The sequence below is a fragment of the Coraliomargarita parva genome, assembly GCF_027257905.1.
In the GTDB taxonomy this organism is placed as follows: Bacteria; Verrucomicrobiota; Verrucomicrobiia; order Opitutales; family Coraliomargaritaceae; genus Coraliomargarita_A; species Coraliomargarita_A parva.
This window is the reverse complement of record NZ_JAPZEI010000006.1, coordinates 221,878-246,043: the sequence shown is the minus strand read 5'-3', so window position 1 is coordinate 246,043 and position 24,166 is coordinate 221,878. Positions and strand designations below refer to the sequence as shown.

Here is a 24,166-nt window from a genome sequence, read left to right as displayed (position 1 = left end):
GACAGCATCCTAACAGCCGACTGTAACTATCCCGCGCAGTTCATGTTACAAATCCGTAAAGCCGACTCAGAAATTGTAGCTGACCGATAGCGAATAAGTGCGCCCGACACTATCCACCGTTTTACGCGGCTTATCATCAGAATAGGAACTTGGATTATCCAAATTAGAGATGTTGCCATTGCTCATATCGGGGGCGCGGTTTCTGAAATAGGTCTCGTAGCCCTCATCCAAAAGATTTTTTACTGCAAAGCTCACAGTAACCCCATTCTCAAATTCATGGCTAACAACAAGGTCGAGTCGCTCCACTGCACCACGATAAGCATCGAACGACTCTTCAGAGCCGATACTTTCGAGGATCTCGCTTTTATAATTATAAGCCAGTGTGACACTGCTTCCCCACTCAGGGTGACGAAAGCTCAAATCTAGATTCAGAATCTGTTCCGGCTGCTCCGTTAATGGGCGCGTGTCATCGATTCCATCCGGATCAATATTCTGGTTCAGCCCAAGGAGAGCCGCTTCCGCCTCAGAAACACCAGCCTCTGCCGAAGTGAAGGCATAATTGCCGCCGATAGAGAAATACTCTCCCCAGGGAAGACCCGTGAATTCAAAGTTCTTACGAAACTCGAATTCAATCCCTTCTGCCACAGCACCTTCCGGGTTGTTGAACGGGATTTCATCCACATTCCGATCGGTCGGTCGTACGAATTCGATCGGCAACTCGATTTCCTTTCGAAATAGACTCACTCCAAACATATCATCGCCGGAGAAAAGTACATCAACCAACGGTAAATCGAACTCAAACTGCGCCGGATAGATTTCGAAGCGGAAGTCAAAATTATCCGTACGCGAGGACTGCAAGAATGGATTCCCAGCCAATGCATCGCCGTTCTCGATATCAATGAAGATATCGCTGGTAATTTCCCGAAAGGAAGGACGATTAATAGTCTCATAGTACGCAAACTTGAATTGGATCCCGGGAATGGGATCCAGCGTGAGTCCAGCACTCGGGAGATAAACCCGATCTTCAAGCGTTTCAGAAATACTGTCTCCACTGGTATTCCGGTATCCATCAGGCACACCGAGCACATCTGCTTCAGTTGCCCGAACAACATTGGCAGGCGTCGCCGGAGCGATACGCGCCTGATCATAAGCCCGGAACACACTGGCAAGTGAGTTTGCACTGGGTAGAAGGGTATCGCTATCCACCGCGATAGTAGAATCCTCGAATCGGTAGCCCAGGTTGAATTTCACCCATTCAACGGGCTCCAGTTTCGCCATCAGATAAATCGCGTCGATATCTCGGGTCGCTTCGGAGCGTCCCCGGATCGAATTGCCACCATTTTCGAGGTTATTCTGACTAACACCAAATCCTCCTTCAGTCTCGCCCGATGCATTTGTATCCGCTCGATTCTCCAAATAGGACTGGATATCAGAAACACGTTCCGCCCGACGTAACAAACCTCCACCTTCCAAGGTCAAGATCTCAAAGGGATGCACAGCCAGATCCATACGGGCAGAGTCTTCATCTTCCTGAACCGAACGCCATGAGTTCGATGAGAGTGAAATATTATCGTCACTATTTATATTACGGACCGCACCACCTGGAAACGTTTCTGTATTACCGGTCGCCTCGGCAGGATTTTCAAATCCATCCGGAAAATCCGAATAGCGCAACAATGCGGTGGTATCACGATAATCGGGCTCATCCTGAGTAGTGCGTGCTCGTTGGAGAGCCCAATTCAATTCCGGTTCCAGCTTCGTATCGGGGAACAAGTGCTCCCCGCCGACTTGCCCCAAAGTCAGGGATCTCTCCACATAATACAGACGTTCACGAATCAAGAAAAGATCTTCTTCAGGTGTAATATTCTCCCCCGAATTCACACCGCTATAGTTGCGTGTCACCGTTGTATCCGAGGTACGGCTTATAAAGAAATTGCCGAACAGGGTGTTATTCTCCCCAAGCTCAAGAGCCCCTCCAAGAAGCGCCCCGAGTTTCACGCTCTCTTCATATTCGTCATATTCGTAAGTCGTTTCATCCCCATAGGGCACCGACACATTAGTCGGCACTTCGATGGTCCCTCCGCCAAGGAAAGGAGGCAATTGCACCTCTTGGATTACCAGACGATCCGCACCGGAAAAGTCATAGCCTTGCACATCTTCAGCCCCGAGAATGGCAGTTGTTTTCCTCTTATGATAACCGGAAAATACAAATCCAAAACGCCGATCATTTCCGAGATCGAATTTATTACCAATTGAAATTGAAACTGAAGAGTCAGGGTACGCCTTTTTATTATTAGATACCAGTTGCTCGGACTTCTCAAAATTCGAGTCTGCAAGCGCATCTCCAGGATTCCCCCGAGGAGCCGAATTCAAGCGTGAGGCTCCATCCGTATAGAGATAGCTATCATTGCCCCGGTCAAAACTCCTGAATTGATCCACGGAATTACTATGCCACCCTGTCCCAAAACTGACTTTCAGAAAGAATTCATCGGGCATCTGCTTCGTAATCAGGTCGAAGTTGGCAGCAGTCGACTCACCCGACAGTTCTGCAGTGGTTGACTTACTGACTAGAATCGAATCAAGCAAAGCAGAGGGGAAGATATCGAATTGTGGCGATTTTCGGAAAGGATCCGGACTCGGCAATGGCATACCATTAAGAGTCGTCACCGTGTAACGGTCATTCAATCCTCGAACAGAAGGGAATTTTCCATCATTTACAGAAACACCAGCGATACGTTTGACCGCATCAGCAACATCACTCGCAGCAAACTTCGAAAAATCCTCACTACTAAAGACATCCAATGCACGATCACTATCAAATTTCAGGTCGAGCTTCATCATCAAGTCATTCGCTTCCTCCGCGGTGACCGTGAAGTCCTGCAGTTCGTAAACCTCATCGGACATCTCGGCAGGACGCGGAGGCAAGGCAAAGGGGAAGACATTCACTTGGTCCGCATTGACCTCATAGCCCGTGATATTGGCCTCGATATACCCAGTCTTCAGGAAAGTGAGTGTGTATTTCCCTGCGGGCGCAGGGCCGAGCGTATAGCGTCCCTGTGCGTCCGTAATTGTCCCGACATCGGTTCCCTCCAGTAGCAGCGCGACACCGGGCACCGGTGCCCCGGACTCCTTGTCCAGAACCTGCCCGGAGACCAAACCATGGCCGGCAGGCAAGTCATCCGAAAAGGCAGAGGCACTAGCTTCCGCCTCGTCCACCGACTCCAGGAGAAAGTGGCCGGACTGGTCGGAATCGGCATCTTGAGCATCGACCGGCTCTTCCGCAACGGCTGTATTGGAAAACGACATCGGCGCATTCGCTTCGGAACTTTCAGTCCCGCTGCTTTCAACCGCAGGCGAACCGTTTTCCAGGGATTCATTCAGGCGCTTTTCTTCTTCGGATTTAAGACGCTGAACCTCGTCCTGAAACTCCTTTGGAATTTCAATCTTGATGGCGAATGCTGACTGCAAGCCCAGCACAAGAGCAGCCAGGGCGCAAATCGCGGTGCGGATACGTTCTGAAACAAATTTCACGGTGAGTCGATGGTTTGAATTGCCTCTCGCCGCATGCGACTGAACCCGAACCGGCCGCAATCACAGCGTCGAAGCGCGCACTTGTGCCCCTCCTAGAGGGAGGCACAATTCAATTTCCCACCGCGCACCTGAATATCACACGGGCGTAACATAGCGCCCCCGAAGCGTCACCCCGATGTAACACTGACACAGCTTTACGCCCAATTGTAACGATTATTTACGCGACTGTTTCAAGGCATTGTCCGCCGTCAGCATCGCCATTTTTTCACGCAGCGCTGCCTGAATTTGATCCGGTTTGCCAAGATTTCCTGCGATGCAATTGACAATTGCGCTCCCCACAACCACACCATCCGCCGCTTGGGCGACCGTGCTGACGTGCTGCGCATTGGAGATACCGAAACCGACCACGACGGGACGATCCGTATGCTGCTTGATCGCTTCCACCCGGCCGGCAATGTCCGCCGACATGGAAGCCTGTTCGCCCGTGACGCCTTCACGGGATACATAATAGACAAAACCGCTGGTTGCCCCGCAAATGATGTCCAGACGCTCGTCCGGAGTCGTGGGAGCCACAATAAAGACGGTGGCGAGCCCATGCTTTTCACACGCCGCCAAGTGCTCCGCAGCTTCCTCCGGAGGCAAATCCAGAGTCAGCAAGCCATCGACGCCGGCCGCCTTGGCTTTCTCAGCGTAGAGATCGCTGCCTTGGGCGAAAACCAGATTGTAGTAGGTGTAGAAAACAATCGGCACCTCGCTGAAGCGACGGATCGCACGAACCAGTTCCAAGACCCGCTCACTGGTCATCCCACTCTCAAGCGCCCGCTGGGCGGCAAGCTGATTGGTCAAGCCGTCAGCCAGGGGATCCGAAAAGGGAACGCCCAGTTCAAGAACATCCACCCCTGATTCAATCAGGCTCCGGCAGGCCTCCAAAGAGGTCTCAAAATCCGGGTCCCCGGCGCATAGATAGGCGACAAAGGCGGCTCTGTTTTCCGCTTTCGCGCGGGCAAAGGCTTGGGCGATACGTGAGCTCATGCGTTCAATTCAGTGGCAAAGTTGAAAGTTGATGGTTGTTCGTTGGAACCGAAGGCTAAAATACAAGTGCCACAAGTCGCAGCAATCAACCAGCAACTGTCAACATTCAACAAACAACGCCGCCTAGGCGTGCCGTACCAGCGCCTTTTCAATCAGCGGCAGCATCTCGCCGCGCCGGAAGAGCGTCACTTGCCCGGTACTGCCGGAAACAACGATACAGAGGCAGTCAACCGCCTGGGTAATGGAAGCCGCCGCGGCATGCCGGCTCCCCAAACCGCTGGGCAGGCTATGCGTGTAGTCCGGGGCATGAATCAGGGACCCGGCGGAAACCAGCACCCCGTCCCCACGAATGATAAAGGCCCCGTCGATCGAGGACAACTCCTTGACCGTCTCATCCATGAAGGGATTGAGGATATTACGGTCCTCATCCTTATAGCCGTGGAATGGGTTCAGAATAAGCGGCTTGGTGTATTGGGAAATCTTCTCGGCATTGCCCAAGGCAAAGAGACAGCCGACAGGGTGCCCTTCCCGGCCCTCCACCGCCAACTCCGTCGCAATCGCCAGCACACGCTCGATAACCTCTGGCTTCACACTCGAAGGGAGCATGTCCGACTTTTCCAGAAGGACCGTCTGGAATTCACGCTCGATATCCACCACCGTGATGCTGTCGAACTGGTTACTCTGAGGCAGCCCGCCCACACAGCACAAGCGGTCCGCACTACTGAAGACACCCCGGGTCAGACCAATCAGGACCGCACTCCTCAATTGTGAAAAACGCTGGCTACTGAAAGAACGTACCGGCAAAACAGCATCGATCTCCTTCCGATCCGAAGCCACCTCCGCAGTGCCATGCGCGATCAGGACGGTTTTGAAGTCCTTGAAAACCGAACCGATTTCGACCCCACCCCCAAAGGTATCCCCAAAGACAAGGATACAGGAACAGTTCGCCCCCTTCGCGATCTTGGCCGTCTCGCGCAGGATCAAGTTGTTGAAACGGTTGTGGCGGTGGCGTGGCGCCGCTTCTTCCCCCGCAAACACAGCCTTCAATTCGCGCCTGAATTCCGGGAGCGATTTCGCCGTCCCCAGCCGTTCCATATGGCTGCGGTCCTGAAAGACGCGCGCCAACGAGGCCAAACCGTACAGGTAACTGCGCGCATTCTCGGCGGCGAGCAAGAGGAACAAGTATCGAATATCCTGATACTCTTTTTGTCCGTCGTAGATCAGTCCATTGGGGCAACGCCCGACCGCAATCAGATAGCTCCGCTTCATCGGCACACGGGCATGTGGCAGGCACACACCGTTGCCCAAGTAAGTCGTCATCTGCTTCTCCCGGTTGAGCAAGTCCTCTAACAAGGCCTTCTTCGTCAGCTTCTTCTCTTTCGTAAGATCGCAGACATCAAGCAGTTCAGCAATCGCATCCTTGAAATCCGTACTCTGGATATCAATGACCCTGGATTGGGCGATGTATCGATCGATGCGCATGCACTATGGAAAAAGCGTAAATGTCTAGTGTCAAAAGCTTTATGTGGATTCTCAGCGAATAGAGTCTTCGCCTGCCCATTGGAAATTCAAAATGAAGCCAGTATGCACTTTGCTAGCATCTTCCGTCTACCCCGGAGCGATAGCGAACAATTAGGCATCGGATCAACAATATACCGAATACGCCAAGAAAAAACCAGGGGCTTTGCCTCATACCACATCGTATCCGCGAACTTGAGTCGTGCGGCTGCCCCAACAAAGCGGGATGCAAGTAGCAGGCAACTCATCGCGTCGAACCACACAACAGCAGGGACTCTCCATTCAGGAGGCAAAAAGCCCTTCGACAGGCTCAGGGCATTCGACGCTACTTTACCCGGCGGCCCAATGCTTCTTCCCCCGGCACATCGGCCTGCCATGAGCAAGCGCAGCAAAGCGGAGCGCGTCGAATGGCGGAGAAGGAGGGATTCGAACCCCCGGTCGCGTTTCCACGACAACTGATTTCGAGTCAGTCACAATCGGCCACTCTGCCACTTCTCCGGAAAAGTGGAGCAGAAAAGTAAGAATCCGGGGAGATGGCAAGCCCTGACTGAACAGGCCTGCGGATTAGGCGTCTGGCTTACAGTAGGGATGCTTGGCAATCTCCGCCTTCCATGCTTCCAGTCGCCTGCGCTGTTTGAAAACATAGCGAAGGATACCCCGGAGATGAAAGGGCGCCAGATACTGCCACATATCCATCATACCTTCCTTCGCTCCGTAAGGGTGCTGAACCAGACGGTCCGCAACCTCACACAGGCGCTGCAACGCCACCTCGGGAGCGAAGTGCGCCTCCCAGACTTGACGAGCTCGCAAGCCCAGTGCCTCGGCATCCGACACCCTGGAACGCAGTATATCCGGCAATTTCGCAATATCCGCCTCGGCAATACGGATCGAACAGGCATCCCAATCAATCCCGTCGATCGGAACCCAGTTATCCGCAATAATAACGGGAGGCCGGGCAAGCTGCATCGCCTCAAACAGCCGGAAGGAAGCCGGACCGATGCCCCGGGGACAAAGTATAAAATGACTCGCCAGCATCCCCTCAACAAATGCGCGCTGATAGGGTTCCAGTTCCGTCGGAGTCATCTTCCAGGCTTTGGACTGCCCCCGGTCAATAAGAAGCGCGTCCGGCTCCTCCAGAGTCATAATAGTACCTCGAATCGGATTCGTACGGGTCGAACCGTCAAACGAGAAGAGATACTTCCGCTCCGTGCCGAAATCGGTCACTTGGTTGAGATAGGTGTTCTCGCAAAAGCGCGCGATATAATGAAAGGTCGCTTTGGTTTTGGGGTTGAATTGCCACTTTTCGACACAAGGAGCAATGGTCCGCATACAGTTCACGGCAAGGTCCGCATCGTGATACAAGACACATTTCTCAGGGTACTTCCGATTGAGCTCATGATGAGCCGGTGAAAAAAAGTAAGGGTCGAGCGCCGGATGGTTCTCAACAAAAAGAATAATATCGGCCGCTTCAGGATCTTCCGTCAGTTGATACCCCTGAAGTGGCCCGGTGGTATCCTTCAACCAAATCGGACCAAAGTTGATGCGACCTATCGGGTACGCACTGGTCAGTAGTACTTTTTTGTCACTATTCTGCAAATCGGACATCGTGTTTAGAGACTCAATCCAAGTGCGGGCTATATTCTGGAACAAACTCCTGAATGGCACGTTTAATTTGATTCGAATCGGAATTTTCCTGCAAGACCCCCAACAGTCTTGAACGTATCGCTGAAACCGGAACTGCAGGCAAGGTCGGCGCCACAAAACGTAGAATCCGCACATGCGAGGTGGGCTTCAACTCCTCACTCAGGTGTTGAACCTCTTCGTACAACTTCTCGCCCGGCTTCAGCCCGATAAACTCAATATCGATATCCTCGCCCTCCCGAAGCCCGCTTAAGGCGATCATCTGACGAGCCACGTCGACAATCTTCACGGAATCCCCCATATCCAAAACGAAGATCTCACCGCCGTCTCCCTGGGTCGCACACTGCAAGACCAAGCCGACCGCTTCTTCGACCGTCATAAAAAAGCGGGTGACCTCAGGGTCCGTCACCGTAAGCGGTCCACCGGCATCAATCTGTTTTCGGAATATATTGATCACACTACCGGAAGACCCAAGCACATTGCCAAACCGGACAGCCATAAACCGGGTCTGATTCCCTGGTGCAGCCTGGTGCTCCAGTACGGCCAGCTCAGCCAAGCGCTTACTCACCCCCATCACACTGGTCGGGTTGATCGCCTTATCCGTCGAAACCAGAATAAAACGCTCCACATGGTACTTACTGGCCAAGGTCGCAAAATCATCGGTCGCCATGAAATTGTTCCTCAAGGCTTCCCCCGGTTGCGGTTCCATTAAATTAACATGCTTGTGCGCAGCCGCATGAAAAACCAATGCCGGGCAAAATTCGGACATCACCGCCTCCAAAGCCGCCACGTTGCAGATATCCAGCACCTTCGTCCTGACCTTCAGGTCCGGCTTATTTGAAGGGTCGATGATATCCTGACGGAGATGGAAGACCGCGATCTCCGCCTGATCGAGACAAAGGAGCTCGGCTGGATCGTACTCGATAATCTGCGTGACCAGTTCCCGTCCGATACTACCACCCGCTCCCGTCACCAAGACGCGCTTTCCCTTGATCATCGAACGTATCCCCTCTGAATTCAGATCCACCGGGTCTCGACCAAGCAGATCCTCCAGCTGCACCGGCCGAAGCTGGGACATCTGGGCACGTCCGCTCACGAGGTCGCTCAGAGCCGGCACGATATCCACGGTCAACCCGGCATCCCTTGCCTTTTCGGCCACCTCTCGGACCCGCCGAATGGAAGCGGATGGAAACGCGATGACCACTTTGGTCGCCATATAACGCTTGGCGACCTTGCCAAGGGCATTGACTTGGTCCGCGACCAGCAATCCATGCACATACCGGCCCACCTTGTGTTCATCATCGTCCAGAAAGGCCACCGGCCGCATGCCCAACCTGGATTTATTCATCAGTTCCGCACATAAACCGGCACCGACCTCCCCCGCCCCCACGATGAGGACATTTTCGGCGTCCGCCTTCCCCGCCAACCAGTCTTCAAGCCCACGACTGGAACGCAGACGCAACAAGACCCGGAACGAGGCGATCAAAAGGAAGGCCATCAGGAAGTCAGAGAGAATAACGGAACGAGGCGGTACATTCTGGCCGCCATAGACATACCACATGGACACCATGACCAAGCTGGCAACAAACAAGCCGGCAAAGAGGCGTAGCGCATCGGGCAGGCGAAAGTAGCTCAGGATGCTATCCAGCTGTCCGGCAGCTCCCAGCATCATTAACTGAAGGAGAACCACCCACCAGATCGTATTGATCCGGTCCAGCTCGTGTACGTCCGGGACATTGAAATCAAAACGCAACTCATAAGCGACCATATAGCTGAATCCGCACAAGAGTGCATAGAACAACACGAGGAATAGCGTCCTGAAGTTCAGATATCGCGCAATGAATGGAGTGGGCATAAAGCAGTGACGGGATACACAATGACTGAATCAAAAACAGGCCCGTATTCGATCACAAATACGCTTCCGGCCTGACTCATCCAAATTTGATCCACTGGGAAGACAGAGCCCACGGGCGAACAGCGACTCCGAAACGTCACCACCGAACCGACGACACCCCTCAAACACAGGCTGAAGGTGCAAAGGTTTCCACAACGGCCGAGCCTCGATATCCTCAGCGGCGAGCGCATGGAGCACGGAATCCGGCGTGACAGAGGTCTCTGCCGGATCCAGTGTGAGGCAGCTCAACCAGTAATTCGGGCTTCCGGCATTGGAAACCGGCATCATCCGCAATCCCGGCAGATCGCCCAGCTCGTCGCGATATGACTCGAAATGGCCACGCCGTACAGCGATGCGCCGCTCCAGATCGGCCAGCTGGCTGCGCCCCAAAGCCGCAAGCACATTGCTCATCCGATAATTGTAGCCGATGTCCTTGTGTTCATAGTGCGCTGCGGGCTCTCTGGCCTGGGTCGCCAAATGCAAGGCGCGGGCAATTTCCACCCCATCATTGCCCAACAACATACCACCTCCGGAACTCGTGATGATCTTGTTGCCATTGAACGAAAAGAACGAGTACAACCCGAAAGAGCCGGCCGCTTTGCCCCGGTAGCTGGCTCCGAGCGCCTCCGCGGCGTCCTCAACCAAGGGAATGCCGTGCATTTTGCAGACATTGAGGATCGCATCCATCTCAGCACATTGGCCGTAGAGATGCACCACAATGACGGCCTTCGGCTTACGCCCTTCTCCCGACAAGACTTCAATCGCCTCCTTCAATCTGGCTGGATCCATATTCCAAGTCCGAGGTTCACTGTCGATAAAGACCGGCTCAGCCCCGCAATAACGAACCGGATTCGAGCTGGCGGCGAAGGTCAGACTGGGACAAAGCACGAGGTCCCCCTGCCTGACACCAAGAAGCGTCAGTGCCAGATGCAGTGCTGCGGTCCCTGAATTCAGTGCCACTGCATGGCTCATTCCGACACGCTCACACACTGCAGCCTCAAATAAGGCCAGCTCCGGCCCCACCGGTGCCACCCAATTCGACGCCAATGCCGCTGCAACTGCAGCGTGGTCTTCCGGACGCAAATCAGGTGGGGACAGAAATATACGGGACATCTGATACCAGTCTTCAGCAAAGCTGCCTCAATTTCCATCTAATTTTGCCACCGACAGGTAAAGCGCCGTCATTGAGATGGACCCAAAAAAAAAGCGCACCCGAAACGGATGCGCTTTTCAAATTTTTGAGAAGTCCCAGCTTAGTCTTCCTTCTTGGGCTCTTCAGCGGCGGCTTCTTCAGCCGGTGCTTCTTCAGCCGGTGCTTCAGCCTCTTCGGCGACTTCCTTTTTGGCAGCCTTCTTGGCAGCCTTCTTCTTGGCTGCTTTTTTCGCAGCCTTCTTCTTCGGCTTGGCGTAGCCTTCGTCGTTGCCGTCGATCAATTCGATCAGGGCCATTTCAGCGGCATCACCGACGCGCTGACCAAGCTTCAGGATACGTGTGTAACCGCCTTGACGATCCACAAATTCACTGACGCGCTCATCAAAGAGGAGGGCAACAGCCTTCTTATCACGCACACGTGCGATCGCAAGACGGCGGTAATGCAACTTACGAGCTGCGTCATTCGCCTTCTCGGCCTTCTTGGCGAGCGTGATGATTTTTTCAATGAAGGGGCGCAGCGCCTTGGCCTTGGCCAAAGTAGTCTCGATCTTGCCATGAGTGATCAGAGCAACGGCAAGGTTGCCCATCATAGCGGAACGATGCGGTCCGGAAACCCCGAGAATGTGTCTTCTTTTGCTGTGACGCATGTTTTAAAATACTTATGTGGCCTCAGGCCGATTAAAACTCACCGGTCTTTTCGAGAAGACGCTCATCAATCTTCATACCAAGCGACAGGCCGAGTTGCTCGAGCTTGTCCTTGATCTCGTTGAGGGACTTCTTACCGAAATTGCGGTATTTGAGCATTTCCTGCTCAGACTTCATAGCCAGCTCGCCAACCGTAGTGATATTGGCGTTGTTCAAGCAGTTCGCGGCACGAACCGAAAGCTCGATTTCGTTGACGCTCATGTTGAGCAGCTTGCGCAGGCGGTTTTGCTCCTCGCTGATCTCCTTGCTTTCACTTTCGAACTCGATGTCGTCCTGGGACACTTCATCGAACACGTCGAGGTGATGCTTGAGGATGGCAGCGCTTTGCTTGAGTGCATCGTCCGGAGTAATACGACCATCGGTCGTCACTTCGAGGATGAGCTTGTCGTAGTCCATCTCCTGGCCGACACGTGTATTTTCAACACTGTACTTGACCAGCTTGACCGGACTGAAGAGGGAATCGATGGCGATGACACCAATCGGTTGATCCGGCTTCTTGTTTTCTTCACCGGCGCAGTAACCGCGGCCCACACGAACTTCGAGCTCAGCGAGGAAGCGCTGGGGCTTGTCGAGCGTGCAGATAATTTGATCCGGATTGATCACCTTGATATTGGTGGCTTCCTGAATATCGGCAGCGGTCACCGGTCCTTCGCGCTCGACGTCGATCACCAGATTAAAGGTGTCGCGAGTCTCGGCGACAAGGAGGACCTTCTTAAGGTTCAACACGATGTCGGTAACATCTTCAACCACCCCCTCAAGGCTTTGGAACTCATGCTGTACCCCATCAATCTTGATGGAGGAAATTGCGGCCCCTTCAATTGAGCTGAGGAGCACGCGGCGGAGCGAGTTGCCGATCGTGTGGCCATAACCCGTCTCAAAGGGCTCGGCTTGGAAGACGGCAAACGTGTCAGTTGCGGTTTCTTCAACCTTAACCAGACGGTTGGGTAGTTCGAATTTTCCTAGGCGCTTGGGCATGATGGGCTTTGTTGTGAAAAATATGGAATGTGCGTGAACAGGAGACTGACGGCTCGAAACCCCGTTGCGGGATTAACGGCTGTAGTATTCAACGATCAGCTGAACATTGATACTGCTCTCGGTATCTTCAGCGGAAGGAATACGATTCACAGTCGCCTTGAGGCTGTCCGCATTCAGAGTGAGCCACTCGGGCACGGTGCGGGCTTGGCTTTCTTCCATGCTGCGGGTAGCCAGCTGACGGGAAGAAGTACGTTCACGAACTTCGATTTCGTCGCCTTCCTTCACCATGAAGCTGGCGATGTCGGTCTTTTTGCCATTCACAGCGATATGGCCGTGGCCCACGAACTGACGTGCGGCAGAGCGGGACTTGGCAAGGCCCAGGCGGTAAATCACGTTGTCCAGGCGGCATTCCAGCATTTGCAGGAAGATTTCGCCGGTCACACCACGCTTGTTCTTGGCCCGTTCGAAAGTCAAACGGAACTGCTTCTCCGTCATGCCGTACATGAAGCGGAGCTTTTGCTTTTCATTCAAGCCGATCGCGTAATCGCTCAGCTTGCGGCGAAGACGCGGACCGTGTTGGCCGGGAGGGTGAGGCTTACGCTCATAGGCCTTGGTCGGTGCGAAAATAGCCTGACCAAAGCGGCGGTTGATACGAGTTGTCGGTCCAGTGTAACGGGCCATAATATGATGTGGGTTGTCTGCGAACGATTAGTTGATGTGTCCAGGTGGCAGAAACACCTTAGACACGACGACGCTTGGGTGCGCGGCACCCGTTGTGAGGTACCGGAGTCACGTCAACGATTTCAGTGACAACCAGACCTAAAGATTGGAGCGCACGGACTGCGGAATCACGTCCCATGCCCGGTCCCTTGAGCTTGACGACGACTTCCTTCATCCCGTGGGAGATAGCAACGCGGCCAGCATCCTGGGTCACGACCTGAGCCGCGTAAGCGGTGGACTTGCGGGAACCACGGAAGTTGCACTTACCGGCGCTAGACCAGGAAATGACATTACCGCGGGCGTCCGTGAAGGTAACCTTGGTGTTGTTGAAGGTGGCCAGCACATTCACGACACCGGAAGTGATGTTTTTGCTGCCCTTGGCGCGACGGATCTTAACGCCTTCAAGATCACTCTTAAGAAGGTCCTCTGCGGTTTCTTCCTTCTTCTTGGGTGCTTCTTCAGCGGCTTCAGCGGTGGCTGCGGTAGCCTTGGCTTCTTCTTCCACTTCGGGATTTACTTGGTCTTCGCTCATTGTGGGAATCCTCTATGATTATTTACGGACCGGCTTCACCGCGCCCTTGCGCGTGCGAGCATTGGTCTTGGTGCGTTGGCCACGGACCGGGAGGCCGCGCTGGTGGCGGATGCCGCGGTTGCTGCGGATCGCGGAAAGACGCTTCAGGTTGGCGACGCGCTCACGGCGAAGGTCACCTTCAACGATGTACTGCTTGTCCGCGACGATGGAAGCCAGTTGGTTCACTTCTTCTTCGCTCAGTTCGCCGGCACGACGATCCGGATCGAAGCCGGAAGCCTCGACGATGGTCTTGGCGCGTGTCGGGCCAATGCCATAAATGTAGCGAAGCGAGTATTCTAGCTTCTTATTGGCGGGGATATCAACTCCAAGGATACGTGGCATGATAATGAAAGGTTGAGATTACCCGCTGAATTGCGGGAAAATTGCGAAAAGTAGCAGTTTAAATTGTTTTGAAAAGTTATTTTTTCGGAATTGTTAAAATTTCTGGCTCCCCGTTGGTTACCAGAACTGTATGTTCAAAATGCGCGGAAGGCTTTCGGTCACGTGTGACCGCCGTCCACCCATCGTCTAGCATCTCGATTGCAGCACTGCCGAGATTGATCATCGGTTCGATCGCCAAAGCCATCCCCGGCTTGAGCAGTGCGCCACTCCCACGCTTCCCATAATTCGGGATCTGGGGAGCCTCGTGCATGGTCGCTCCAACACCATGGCCGACGAATTCGCGTACGATTCCGTAACCGTGGCGCTTGATAAAGCGTTCGACCGCATTGGAAATATCACCGACCCGGTTTCCCGCACGGGCAAAGCTGATCGCGTAGTCGAGCGACTCGCGGGTGGCGTCCAGCAATTCCGCATGCGCGGGCTCGACATCCCCCACACCGACTGTTTTGGCATTGTCACCAATGAATCCGCGATAGCGGACCACCACATCCAGGGAAACGAGGTCTCCGTCCTGGATGACGCGGCGCATGCTGCCGATACCGTGCACAATTTCCTCGTTTACGGAAATACAGGTATAAGCGGGAAAGACATTGGTACCGGAGCGGTAATTGTAACAGGCACTTTCCGCACCCAGCGACTCCATGCTCTTACGGCCAAGCTGGTCGAGATCGTAGGTCGTCATTCCCGACGCCGTAGCCTGTACCAATTCCTGCAAAACAGTTGCAGCAATCTGGCAAGCTTCGCGGATTGAATGAATTTCTTCGTCTGTGCGAATTGCTTTCATCAGTCAACGGCTCGGAAATAGCATCAAAGAACAAGGAAAAGAGTGCGCGTCGCGCACCCCGCAAAATCGGCTAGCCCAGCTTCAGGAACCAGGAAACCACGCCGAGGGTGAAAAGCGCGACCGCAAGAACAAGAAGCGGGCGCCATGCGGTCCAGAAATCCTGAAGGCCGGCGGCATCCACGAGCTGCTTGTTGCGGGCTGCGGAACGGCCACGAATCTTCCCCTTTTTCAGGAATCCGTCATAGTGACGCTGAAGCAGGTAGGTTTCGATCTGTCGCATGGTATCGAGCAAAACACCCACCGTGATCAACATCCCCGTACCGCCGAAGAAGACCGCGACCGAAGAAGGAATGTTGTAGGTGAAAAGGAGGATATCCGGAAAGAGCGCGATCATCGTCAGCGAAAGAGCCCCGAAAAGGGTCAGACGCGTCATGATGTGGTCGAGGAATTTGGCAGTCGGCTCGCCCGGGCGGACGCCGGGAATGTAACCGCCGTTCTTCTTCAGGTCATCCGCTATCTGGATCGGCTTGAACATGAGCGAAACCCAGAAGTAGCTGAAGATGAAGATCATCAGCCCGAAAATGATATAGTAGGCCGGTTGGCCACGCCCGAGGGAGCTGGCAAAATCGTTGAAAAAGCGCATGTTAGTTGCCGTACCCAGGTAATTCAGGATCTGGGTCGGGAACATCAGGATGGCACTGGCGAAAATCACCGGCATCACCCCCGCATAGTTCACCTTCAGCGGGAGGAAGGAGCTTTGCCCGCCATAGACCTTACGCCCCACCACACGCTTGGCATACTGGACCGGGATCTTGCGCTGAGCCTGGGTGATGGCAACCAGTCCGGCAGTCACGATAAACAGAAGCGCCAGCATGAGGATGGCCTGCGGCACACCGAGGCGGGCTTCCGTCCCGATCGGGGCGTTGAACATGGTGTAGGTCGCCATGACGGCTCCCGGAAGGCGCGAAATGATACCGACCGTAATCAGGAGGGAGATTCCGTTGCCGATGCCTTTCTCGGTAATTTGCTCGCCGAGCCAGACCATGATCATCGATCCTGCAGTCAGGAAGATAGTACCCGTGATAAGGAAAGGCACCTTGCCTGCGATCACAACCGGACCATATTCCTGTGCACTGAACCCTTGGCCGACGATGCTGCCCGGATTGGTGGAAAGCGCAACCAGCAGGAGCAAGCCCTGGACGATGCAGATCGCAATCGTCAGGTAGCGGGTGTACTGGTTGATCTTCTGGCGGCCCACATCACCTTCCTGCTGGAGGCGTGCAATGGACGGGAACACGGCCCCGACCAGCTGCATGATGATGGACGCACTGATGTATGGCATGATACCAAGCGCGAAGAGTGCCCCGTTGAGCAAAGCGCCCCCGGTAAACATGTTATACAGCCCGACAACACCGCCGCTGGCATGTGACTGGTCCGCCAAGAAATCACGGATCGGTTGAATATCCATTCCCGGCAGCGGAATATTGGCCCCGACACGGGCAATAAACAGCAAAGCCAGCGTAAAAAATATACGCTGGCGGAGCTCCGGAATCTTTAGCGAATTGGTAAACGCAGAAAGCATCAGTGGTGGCTCTTCGTCCTTTCAGGACAGGGGTGGAGAGGCGGGTTACGCCTCTTCTGTATTCTCCGGCTGTTCCGCAGCCGCCTCAACAATCTTACCGCCGGCAGCCTCGATCTTGCTCTTGGCCGACGCGGAGACCTTGTCGACATTCACAGTGAATGCCTTCGAGATTTCACCATTGCCCAGCAGCTTGACGCCTTCGCTGTTGTCGCGAATCAGGCCAGCCTTGACAAGTGCATCACGATCGACGCTCTCACCTTCGAGCTTGGCCAGCTCCCCGACGTTGACAGTCTGGTAAGTGGTACGGTGATTGAAGTTGTTGAAGCCACGACGCGGAAGCTTACGGTAGAGGGGCATTTGCCCCCCTTCGAAGCCAATGCGGATACCGCCACCGGAACGGGCCTTTTGGCCCTTGTGGCCCTTGCCGCAAGTTTTACCGTGGCCGCTGCCTTCACCACGGCCAAGACGCTTGGTCGAGTGGGTGGCACCTTTGATAGTTGGAATGTTTTCTAGATTCATGGTAACGGACCCTTAGGCTTCCGCTGCGACCTTGTCGCTGAAGCGGAGGTTCTTGATTTGATCGTTGGAACGAAGCTGCTTGAGGGCATCCATAGTGGCATTGACCATGGCAAGGTGGTTGTTCGAGCCCAGAGACTTCGAAAGCACGTTGCTGATACCCACCGCTTCGAGAACGGCACGCACGCCACCACCGGCGATGACACCGGTACCGTCGGAAGCCGGGCGAAGCATCACCTTGCCGCCGTCGGCCTCACCCAGCACGTGGTGCGGGATGGTGTCGCCACGAAGCTTGATCGAGATCATGTTCTTCTTGGCTTGCTCGGTGCCCTTGCGGATGCACTCCGGCACTTCCTTGGCCTTGCCATATCCGACGCCGACTTCCCCCTTCTGGTTGCCCACCACGACAAGCGCGGCGAAGCTGAAGCGGCGACCGCCCTTGACGACCTTGGCGCAACGGTTGATGTGCACCACCTTCTCAATCAGTTCAGGGGCTTCCTCGTTTTCCTCGGGAGAGGTGAAAGATCTTTTTTCTCTGCTCATATTGGAACCTTAGAATTGGAGCCCAGCTTCGCGGGCGGCTTCGGCGAACGATTTGACACAACCGTGGTAACGGCGACCGGCACGGTCGAAGACAACAGCCTCAATCCCGGCAGCTTTCGCTTTTTCAGCGATCGTCTTACCGAGTGCAACCGCACCTTCGATGTTAGCCTTGGCATCCCCCGCACCAACCGAGGAAACATAAGCCAGGGTGTGGCCCTTGGAATCGTCGATGCACTGTGCGTAGATGTGCTTGTTGGAGAAATGTACCGCCAGGCGGGGACGCTCTGCAGTGCCCTTGACCTTCTTGCGGATGCGCCAGCGGCGCTTTTGTAAAAGATTCTTTTTCAGTTCGAGTTTCATGCTGCGTGCCTATGCTGAGGATTAAGCGGACTTCTTGCCCTCCTTGCGACGGACATACTTGCCAACGATATGGACCCCCTTGCCCTTGTAGGGCTCGGCCGGGTAGAATGCGTAGATGCTCGCGGTGACTTCACCCACCACTTGCTTGTCCGCGCCTTCCACGGTCAGCTTGGTGTTTTCAGCCACAGTCACGGTGACTCCCTCCGGAATCGCCAATTCGCACGGGTGCGAATAGCCGAGGGAAAGATCGAGGACATTGCCCTTGAGGACGGCACGGAAACCGACCCCCTTGATCTCGAGTTGCTTTTTGTAACCCTCAACCACGCCAATCACCATGTTATTGATGATGGAACGGGCGGTGCCGAACATGGCACGTGCGTGACGGCTGCTGTCAACCGGCGAAACACGAACCTCGTTATCCACCAGCTCGATATTCACCGAGCGGTCGAAAGTCTTTTCAAGTTTACCCTTGGGGCCTTCGACTACGACAGTTTGACCGTCGATAGCCACCTTAGCCTTGTCCAGGATAGGAATGGGAAGTTTACCAATTCTGCTCATCGTAGTGCCTTTCTTTACCAGACCTTGCAGACAAGCTCGCCGCCGACGCCGTTTTCACGGGCATCGCGGGCGCGCATGACGCCTTTGGATGTTGTGAGGATGGCAACGCCGAGACCGCCGAGAACGCGGGGGATCTCACGCACGCCGTAGTAGAGGCGGCGGCCGGGAGTACTGTGACGCTCGATACCGGTGATGGCCGGGGTATCGTCGACGTATTTCAGGGAAACCGTCAGCGTTTTGAAGCCCTTGGCATCCTGGGATTCAGCGAAGTCTGTGATAAAGCCTTCGTCCTTCAGGATGGAAGCGATGGCGACGCGCATCTTGGAGTGCTGAGCACTGCAGGATGCCTTGCGAGCCATGCTGGCGTTGCGGATTATAGTGAGAAAATCTCCGATTGTGTCGTGAACTGCCATAGTCGTAACTAGTGGGTTTTCAAATGGATGGTTGGATCTCCGGCAGAATTACCAGGAGGACTTGGTCACGCCCGGAAGCTTGCCTTGGCTGGCCAACTCACGGAAGGTGATACGGGAAAGACCGAATTTGCGGATGTGGGCGCGTGGACGACCTGTGATCGAGCAGCGATTGCGCGCACGGATCGGGGAGCTGTTCTTAGGCAGCTTGGTGAGCTTGGCTTGTGCCTTGTAGAAGTCTTCGTCGGAAGTCTCCGGATTGGCAATGATCGCCTTCAGCTCGGCACGCTTGCTGGCGTACTTCTCGATCAGGCGGCGGCGCTTCAAGTCACGTTGGATTGCGGATATCTTGGCCATGGGATATAAAATTAATTACTCTTGAGCGGCAGCTGCAGCCTCCTCGGCGGCAAGCTCGGCGCTGGTCTTACGGAAGGGAACGCCAAGGAGACGAAGGAGCTCACGGCCTTCTTCGTCAGTGTCGGCACTCGTGTTGATGCAGATGTCCATACCGATTGTGGCGGTAGTGCCTTCTGCGCTGATTTCCGGGAAGATGGAATGGTCCGAAACACCCAGAGTGTAGTTACCTTTGCCGTCAAACTTCGTCGGCACGCCGCGGAAGTCACGAATGCAAGGCAATGCGACGAAAATCAGGCGGGCCAGGAAGTCATACATGGCACGGCCACGCAGCGTCACCTTGCAGCCGATCGGCTGACCTTCACGCAGTTTAAAGTTGGAGATGCTCAGCTTAGCCTTGGTCGTCACCGGGCGCTGACCGCAAATCTTGCCGATTTCCTCGTTCACATAAGTGACGTGGCTCTTGTCAGCGCTGGCGCTGAAGCCGGAGTTGATCACGATCTTCTTGATCGACGGCACGATATGAGCGTTGTCGTAGCCGAACTTTTCCTTCAGCTGGGCGACAACCTTCTCGTTGTAATGCGTTTGTAAGAATGGGAGTTCCATGGTCTTGGTGAAGCGGATTTCCGTCCCGCCTCGTTTATGGGTTCTCGTTGAATTGGAAAAAAGTGCGTGAAACTGTGATGAAATACGCGTCTGGCAAGTTAATTATACTTACTTGCTCTTGGCGTCATATTTTTCAGCCAGCATCACGTTGGAATAGTGAATGGGAGCTTCACGCTCGACGGAACGCCCTTCCGGGTTTTCCTGGGTCTTGCGCTCATACTTGGTGATCATGTTGACACCTTCGACCAGGACCTTCTCGCCGGCTTTGACGGAAAGGACCTTGCCGCGCTTCCCCTTATGGGAACCGGAAATGACAACAACTTCTTGTTCGCGTTTGATCGTCTTGGCCATGTTACAATACCTCCGGTGCGAGTGAAATAATCTTCATGTACTTGGCACGCAGTTCACGGGCAACCGGCCCGAAAATACGTGTGCCCTTCGGGTTGCCGTCGTTGTTGATGATCACAACGGCATTATTGTCGAAGCGCAGGTAGCTGCCGTCACCGCGACGGATCGGAGCCTTGGTACGAACGACCACGGCCTTGACGACCTCGCCCTTTTTGACGGATGCGTCGGTGGTGGCTTCCTTGACGGCGCAAACAACCACATCGCCCACCGCAGCGGTACGTGTGTTCTGGCCCAGGCGACGAATCATTTCGGCGGACTTGGCCCCTGTGTTATCCGCGATCGCAACGCGGCTGTTCATCTGAATCATGGTAAATCTCCGTTTATTCGGTTGAAATGTGTGCTGAGGAACCCCTGGACCTACTCACCAAGCTTGGGAGCGACTTCGATCACACGGGTCACGCGCCAGCGCTTGAGCTTGCTCAGCGGGCGTGTTTCCATGATCTCCACCTTGTCACCCAGGCCACACTCGTTCTTCTCGTCGTGTGCGTGGACCACGGTCTTACGCTTAATCTCCTTCTTGTAGAGGGGGTGCGGAATCTTATAAAAGTAAGTCACCTTGATGGTTTTGTCGCCGGAACGGCTGGTCACTTCACCAATCAGGACCTTACGGGAATTACGTGTGGCTGTTGCTTCCATATCAGTAATCGGCTAGAGGATTAAGCAGTGGCAACGGCCAGCTTTTTTTCCTTAAGGATGGTTTCGAGGCGCGCGATGTCGCGACGCAGTTGTTTAATTTGATGCGGGTGTTCGACCTGCCCCGTTTGCTTCTTCATACGGAGCTCGACCTGAGCGTCACGGGAATCACGGAGCTGCTTTTCAAGTTCAGCTTCGGACAGTTCGCGGATGTCTTTCTTGCTCATGTTAAATATCCTCTTTCAGGTAAATGGGTTTAGACTTCTTCACGGGCGACGAAGCGGCAGTGAAACGGCAGCTTCGTATCGGCCAAACGAAGGGCTTCACGGGCGGCGGTTGCAGAGCAGCCGGCAACTTCGAAAAGCATGGTGCCCGGACGGATCACAGCGACCCACTTTTCCACGGAACCCTTACCTTTACCCATCCGGGTTTCAGCGGGCTTCTTGGTGACCGGCTTGTGCGGGAAGACGCGGATCCAGACCTTGCCCTTACGCTTGAGGCTACGAGTCATCGCCACACGGGCGGCCTCGATCTGCTGGGAAGTCATACGACCGCGGGAGAGAGATTGAATACCGAAATCACCAAAGGAGAGTTCGTTCCCCTTTTGGGCAGTTCCGTAGATACGGCCCTTGTGGACTTTGCGGTATTTCGTGCGGGAAGGAAGATATGCCATGATTCGCTCGGTTTAGGAGTTCAATAGGTCGGTTAAAATGGTTTGCGGTCTTAGAGAACAGACTCGTCGGACGGCAGGCAGATCCAGCACTTCACGCCAATAATACCGTAAACGGTGCTGGCTTCGCTGAAGCCATAGTTGATGTTGGCGCGCAGCGTTTGAAGGGGCACCTTGCCCTGGCGTTGTTGCTCGGTACGTGCAATGTCGGCACCACCCAGACGGCCGCCACACTGGATACGGATACCTTCGGCACCCATCGCCATCGTGGTTTGAACGGCACGCTTCATGGCGCGACGGAAAGCGATACGACGCTCCAGCTGAAGAGCGACATTCTCGGCGACCAGTTGGGCAGACAGATCGGGACGCTTCACTTCCTGGATGTCCAGCATGATGTCCTTGCCCACCTTCTTGTTGAGCTCAGCCTTCAGCTTATCGAGTTCCTGCCCCTTGCGGCCGATGACCACACCGGGACGGGCGGTGAAGATCTTCACACGGATACGGCCGGATGCACGCTCGATGAAGATGCGGGGCACGGACGCATAACGCAGCTTCTTCTCGAGGAAAGTGCGGATGGTGTGGTCTTCCTTGACGTAGGCAGCATAGTCCTGCTTGCCCGCGTACCAGCGGGAATCCCAGTCACGGGTGACGGCAAGGCGGAAACCGATCGGATGTGTTTTTTGTCCCATAGTTCGAATTCTGTTTGGGTGTCAGCTTAGGCTTCGTCGGAAAGGACGATACGGATGTGGCTGGTGCGTTTCTTGTAAGGATGTGCGGAACCACGGGCAGCCGGACGGAAACGCTTGAAGGCGGGGCCTTCCTCCACGACGGCGGACGCGATAGTCAGGGCATCCGAGGAGAGGTTGTTGTTGTTTTCCGCATTCGCGATGGCGGACTGGAGCGTCTTGCTGACCAGACGTGCCGACTTGCGCGGGATGAAGCGAAGGATCTCGACGGCCTCGGCAGCATTACGGCCTTGGATGGCACGGGTGATCTCGCGCACCTTGCGGGGCGACATACGAGCGTATTTAGTGTAGGCTTTGACCTGCATGGCTATTAGCTGTTTTGAAGGGTTTTGATACGGGCGATATCACCCGACTGTATGAAAGCGTCTTCAGCGAGTTCGAGGATCAGTCCTGCGGAACGGTTGCTGCGTGATTCAATGATGATGAGTTCACCGACCTGCTTGAAGCCACGGGAGACGGAGCAAACCATGCCAAGACGCAGGCCCTGCTCACGGCCGCCGTCCAGAATGACGACATCGGCGGAAAGCGAAGGCACAACCTTGGCAACGACTGCGGCGTTGGGGCTATGGATCGGCTCTTTGACAAATCCCGGAACATCGGCACACAGCACCGTCGCGGTGAGCAGCACTCCGAGAAGGAGGCTGCCACCGAGCTTGGCGAAAGACTGTGTGAAAACATTCATGGATGAATACTAGGTCGGTTCTCCGGACTTACTTGCCCTTACCGGCCGGGTGGCCCTTGAAGGTACGGGTCGGTGCAAACTCGCCGAGTTTGTGGCCGACCATGTTTTCCGTCACATAGACCGGCAGGAAGCTGCGGCCGTTGTGAACGTTGAAGTTAAGGCCAACGAAATCGGGCGTGATGGTCGAACGGCGGGACCAAGTCTGGATCGGCTTGCGATCATTGTTGGCCTGGGCGACCTCGACCTTCTTGGCAAGGTGCGGATCGACGAAGAAACCTTTTTTGATGGAACGTGACATGACTGCTTAAAAGACGGGTTACTTTCTCTTCATGGGACGACCATTACGGCGAACCAGGATCTGGGAGTTGGTCGGGTTCGACTTCTTGCGGGTCGGGAAGCCCTTGGAGAGCTGACCCCAAGGCGACTGGGGATGACCGCCACCGGAGGTGCGGCCTTCACCACCACCCATTGGGTGATCGACCGGGTTCATCGCCACACCACGGACGCGGGGACGACGTCCCAACCAACGACGGCGACCAGCCTTACCCAGGCTTTGACCTTCGTGCTCGTGGTTGCCGACTTCACCGATGGTGGCACGGCACTTGGCATTCAAATAACGGATTTCACCGGACGGCAGCTTGATCGTGGCACGCTCGCCGTCGACATTGACGAGTTGAGCGGCTTGACCGGCGGAGCGGGCGATTTGAGCGCCACGGCCCGGGTGCAATTCGATCGCATGGATCTTGGTGGCCGGCGGAATCAGAGCCAGCGGCATGCAATAACCGGGGTTGAACTCGACGCGCTTGTTCACGCTAAGGAGCACATCGCCCACCTTGACACCACGCGGGGCAAGGATGTAGCGCTTTTCACCATCGGCATAGGCAAGCAGAGCCAAATTGGCGGAGCGGTTGGGATCGTATTCGATCGCCTGCACCTTGGCCGGGATGTCGAACTTATCACGACGAAAGTCGATAATACGATAAGTGCGCTTGTGACCACCACCGCGACGACGCGAAGTGATACGGCCATAACAATTGCGGCCCTTCTTGTTGTGCTTCTGAGTGGTCAGGCGACGCTCCGGCTTCTTGTTGGAGACGTCCTGCTTGTTCCGTGTGAGGAAACGCTGACCGGGAGTCAAAGGTCTGGAATCTACGAGTGGCATGGTATCGGCTC

General features: G+C 54.9%; 29 protein-coding genes, 1 tRNA gene and 1 pseudogene. All 31 read right to left on the bottom strand.

Translation table 11 applies throughout. The features are described from left to right. Positions 1-66: 66 nt before the first annotated feature. The 31 genes and pseudogenes from O2597_RS11025 to rplB all read right to left on the bottom strand — a co-directional run bounded on the left by O2597_RS11025 (position 67) and on the right by rplB (position 24,155). Positions 67-3,306, bottom strand: coding sequence for a TonB-dependent receptor (locus O2597_RS11025; RefSeq protein WP_269524767.1), 3,240 nt, complete (start codon positions 3,304-3,306; stop codon positions 67-69). Between the two features lie 438 nt (positions 3,307-3,744). Further along, on the bottom strand, positions 3,745-4,563 hold the full coding sequence (gene trpA / locus O2597_RS11020) for a tryptophan synthase subunit alpha (RefSeq protein WP_269524765.1): 819 nt from the start codon (positions 4,561-4,563) through the stop codon (positions 3,745-3,747). Positions 4,564-4,686: 123 nt separating this feature from the next. Continuing rightward, a complete protein-coding gene (locus O2597_RS11015; protein WP_269524763.1) occupies positions 4,687-6,045 on the bottom strand; it encodes a PTS sugar transporter subunit IIA in 1,359 nt (452 codons plus the stop codon). A 444-nt stretch (positions 6,046-6,489) separates the two neighbouring features. Further along, positions 6,490-6,579 (bottom strand) — tRNA-Ser (locus O2597_RS11010). A 66-nt stretch (positions 6,580-6,645) separates the two neighbouring features. Continuing rightward, positions 6,646-7,686 carry an exostosin domain-containing protein gene (locus tag O2597_RS11005; RefSeq protein WP_269524760.1) on the bottom strand — a complete coding sequence of 347 codons (1,041 nt, stop codon included), beginning with the start codon at positions 7,684-7,686 and terminating at the stop codon, positions 6,646-6,648. Positions 7,687-7,699: 13 nt separating this feature from the next. Next, positions 7,700-9,577: a nucleoside-diphosphate sugar epimerase/dehydratase gene (locus tag O2597_RS11000; RefSeq protein ID WP_269524758.1), complete on the bottom strand. Its 1,878-nt coding sequence runs from the start codon at positions 9,575-9,577 to the stop codon at positions 7,700-7,702. 30 nt (positions 9,578-9,607) lie between these two features. Then, positions 9,608-10,729 (bottom strand): DegT/DnrJ/EryC1/StrS family aminotransferase, encoded by a 1,122-nt coding sequence (locus O2597_RS10995; RefSeq protein ID WP_269524756.1) that lies wholly within the window; start codon positions 10,727-10,729, stop codon positions 9,608-9,610. 323 nt (positions 10,730-11,052) lie between these two features. Beyond that, positions 11,053-11,415, bottom strand: a pseudogene (rplQ, locus tag O2597_RS10985) (50S ribosomal protein L17); the annotation flags it as partial. A gap of 31 nt (positions 11,416-11,446) precedes the next feature. Next, entirely contained in the window at positions 11,447-12,448 is a 1,002-nt protein-coding gene (locus O2597_RS10980; RefSeq protein WP_269524753.1) for a DNA-directed RNA polymerase subunit alpha, read from the bottom strand. Between the two features lie 72 nt (positions 12,449-12,520). Beyond that, a complete protein-coding gene (gene rpsD / locus O2597_RS10975; RefSeq protein ID WP_269524751.1) occupies positions 12,521-13,129 on the bottom strand; it encodes a 30S ribosomal protein S4 in 609 nt (202 codons plus the stop codon). A gap of 58 nt (positions 13,130-13,187) precedes the next feature. Beyond that, positions 13,188-13,700, bottom strand: a complete 513-nt coding sequence (gene rpsK / locus O2597_RS10970) for a 30S ribosomal protein S11 (RefSeq protein WP_332108362.1) — start codon at positions 13,698-13,700, stop codon at positions 13,188-13,190. A gap of 18 nt (positions 13,701-13,718) precedes the next feature. After that, on the bottom strand, positions 13,719-14,081 hold the full coding sequence (gene rpsM / locus O2597_RS10965) for a 30S ribosomal protein S13 (protein ID WP_269524750.1): 363 nt from the start codon (positions 14,079-14,081) through the stop codon (positions 13,719-13,721). Positions 14,082-14,157: 76 nt separating this feature from the next. Beyond that, the gene (gene map / locus O2597_RS10960; RefSeq protein WP_269524749.1) at positions 14,158-14,925 is read right to left on the bottom strand and encodes a type I methionyl aminopeptidase; all 768 of its coding nucleotides are present in this window, start codon (positions 14,923-14,925) and stop codon (positions 14,158-14,160) included. A 70-nt stretch (positions 14,926-14,995) separates the two neighbouring features. Next, complete coding sequence (secY, locus tag O2597_RS10955; protein WP_269524748.1) at positions 14,996-16,507, bottom strand: preprotein translocase subunit SecY; 1,512 nt, start codon at positions 16,505-16,507, stop codon at positions 14,996-14,998. 45 nt (positions 16,508-16,552) lie between these two features. Next, entirely contained in the window at positions 16,553-17,026 is a 474-nt protein-coding gene (rplO, locus tag O2597_RS10950) for a 50S ribosomal protein L15 (protein WP_269524747.1), read from the bottom strand. 12 nt (positions 17,027-17,038) lie between these two features. Beyond that, positions 17,039-17,566: a 30S ribosomal protein S5 gene (gene rpsE, locus O2597_RS10945; RefSeq protein ID WP_269524745.1), complete on the bottom strand. Its 528-nt coding sequence runs from the start codon at positions 17,564-17,566 to the stop codon at positions 17,039-17,041. A 9-nt stretch (positions 17,567-17,575) separates the two neighbouring features. Continuing rightward, entirely contained in the window at positions 17,576-17,926 is a 351-nt protein-coding gene (gene rplR / locus O2597_RS10940; RefSeq protein ID WP_269524743.1) for a 50S ribosomal protein L18, read from the bottom strand. A gap of 21 nt (positions 17,927-17,947) precedes the next feature. After that, positions 17,948-18,484: a 50S ribosomal protein L6 gene (gene rplF / locus O2597_RS10935; RefSeq protein ID WP_269524741.1), complete on the bottom strand. Its 537-nt coding sequence runs from the start codon at positions 18,482-18,484 to the stop codon at positions 17,948-17,950. A 14-nt stretch (positions 18,485-18,498) separates the two neighbouring features. Continuing rightward, positions 18,499-18,897 carry a 30S ribosomal protein S8 gene (gene rpsH, locus O2597_RS10930; protein WP_269524740.1) on the bottom strand — a complete coding sequence of 133 codons (399 nt, stop codon included), beginning with the start codon at positions 18,895-18,897 and terminating at the stop codon, positions 18,499-18,501. 48 nt (positions 18,898-18,945) lie between these two features. After that, on the bottom strand, positions 18,946-19,251 hold the full coding sequence (gene rpsN, locus O2597_RS10925) for a 30S ribosomal protein S14 (protein WP_269524739.1): 306 nt from the start codon (positions 19,249-19,251) through the stop codon (positions 18,946-18,948). Between the two features lie 15 nt (positions 19,252-19,266). Beyond that, positions 19,267-19,854, bottom strand: a complete 588-nt coding sequence (gene rplE / locus O2597_RS10920; RefSeq protein WP_269524738.1) for a 50S ribosomal protein L5 — start codon at positions 19,852-19,854, stop codon at positions 19,267-19,269. 108 nt (positions 19,855-19,962) lie between these two features. Next, a complete protein-coding gene (gene rplX, locus O2597_RS10915; protein WP_269524735.1) occupies positions 19,963-20,205 on the bottom strand; it encodes a 50S ribosomal protein L24 in 243 nt (80 codons plus the stop codon). Between the two features lies 1 nt (position 20,206). After that, the gene (gene rplN / locus O2597_RS10910; RefSeq protein WP_269524734.1) at positions 20,207-20,569 is read right to left on the bottom strand and encodes a 50S ribosomal protein L14; all 363 of its coding nucleotides are present in this window, start codon (positions 20,567-20,569) and stop codon (positions 20,207-20,209) included. A 50-nt stretch (positions 20,570-20,619) separates the two neighbouring features. Next, positions 20,620-20,898, bottom strand: coding sequence for a 30S ribosomal protein S17 (gene rpsQ, locus O2597_RS10905; RefSeq protein WP_269524733.1), 279 nt, complete (start codon positions 20,896-20,898; stop codon positions 20,620-20,622). 20 nt (positions 20,899-20,918) lie between these two features. Continuing rightward, a complete protein-coding gene (gene rpmC / locus O2597_RS10900; protein WP_269524732.1) occupies positions 20,919-21,122 on the bottom strand; it encodes a 50S ribosomal protein L29 in 204 nt (67 codons plus the stop codon). A 29-nt stretch (positions 21,123-21,151) separates the two neighbouring features. After that, positions 21,152-21,568 (bottom strand): 50S ribosomal protein L16, encoded by a 417-nt coding sequence (rplP, locus tag O2597_RS10895; protein ID WP_269524730.1) that lies wholly within the window; start codon positions 21,566-21,568, stop codon positions 21,152-21,154. 50 nt (positions 21,569-21,618) lie between these two features. Further along, entirely contained in the window at positions 21,619-22,254 is a 636-nt protein-coding gene (gene rpsC, locus O2597_RS10890; protein ID WP_269524729.1) for a 30S ribosomal protein S3, read from the bottom strand. A gap of 26 nt (positions 22,255-22,280) precedes the next feature. Next, positions 22,281-22,616 (bottom strand): 50S ribosomal protein L22, encoded by a 336-nt coding sequence (gene rplV / locus O2597_RS10885; RefSeq protein ID WP_269524727.1) that lies wholly within the window; start codon positions 22,614-22,616, stop codon positions 22,281-22,283. Between the two features lie 5 nt (positions 22,617-22,621). After that, positions 22,622-22,993 (bottom strand): hypothetical protein, encoded by a 372-nt coding sequence (locus tag O2597_RS10880; RefSeq protein ID WP_269524726.1) that lies wholly within the window; start codon positions 22,991-22,993, stop codon positions 22,622-22,624. A gap of 28 nt (positions 22,994-23,021) precedes the next feature. After that, positions 23,022-23,291, bottom strand: a complete 270-nt coding sequence (rpsS, locus tag O2597_RS10875; protein WP_269524723.1) for a 30S ribosomal protein S19 — start codon at positions 23,289-23,291, stop codon at positions 23,022-23,024. An 18-nt stretch (positions 23,292-23,309) separates the two neighbouring features. Beyond that, complete coding sequence (gene rplB, locus O2597_RS10870; protein ID WP_269524722.1) at positions 23,310-24,155, bottom strand: 50S ribosomal protein L2; 846 nt, start codon at positions 24,153-24,155, stop codon at positions 23,310-23,312. Positions 24,156-24,166: the final 11 nt, after the last annotated feature.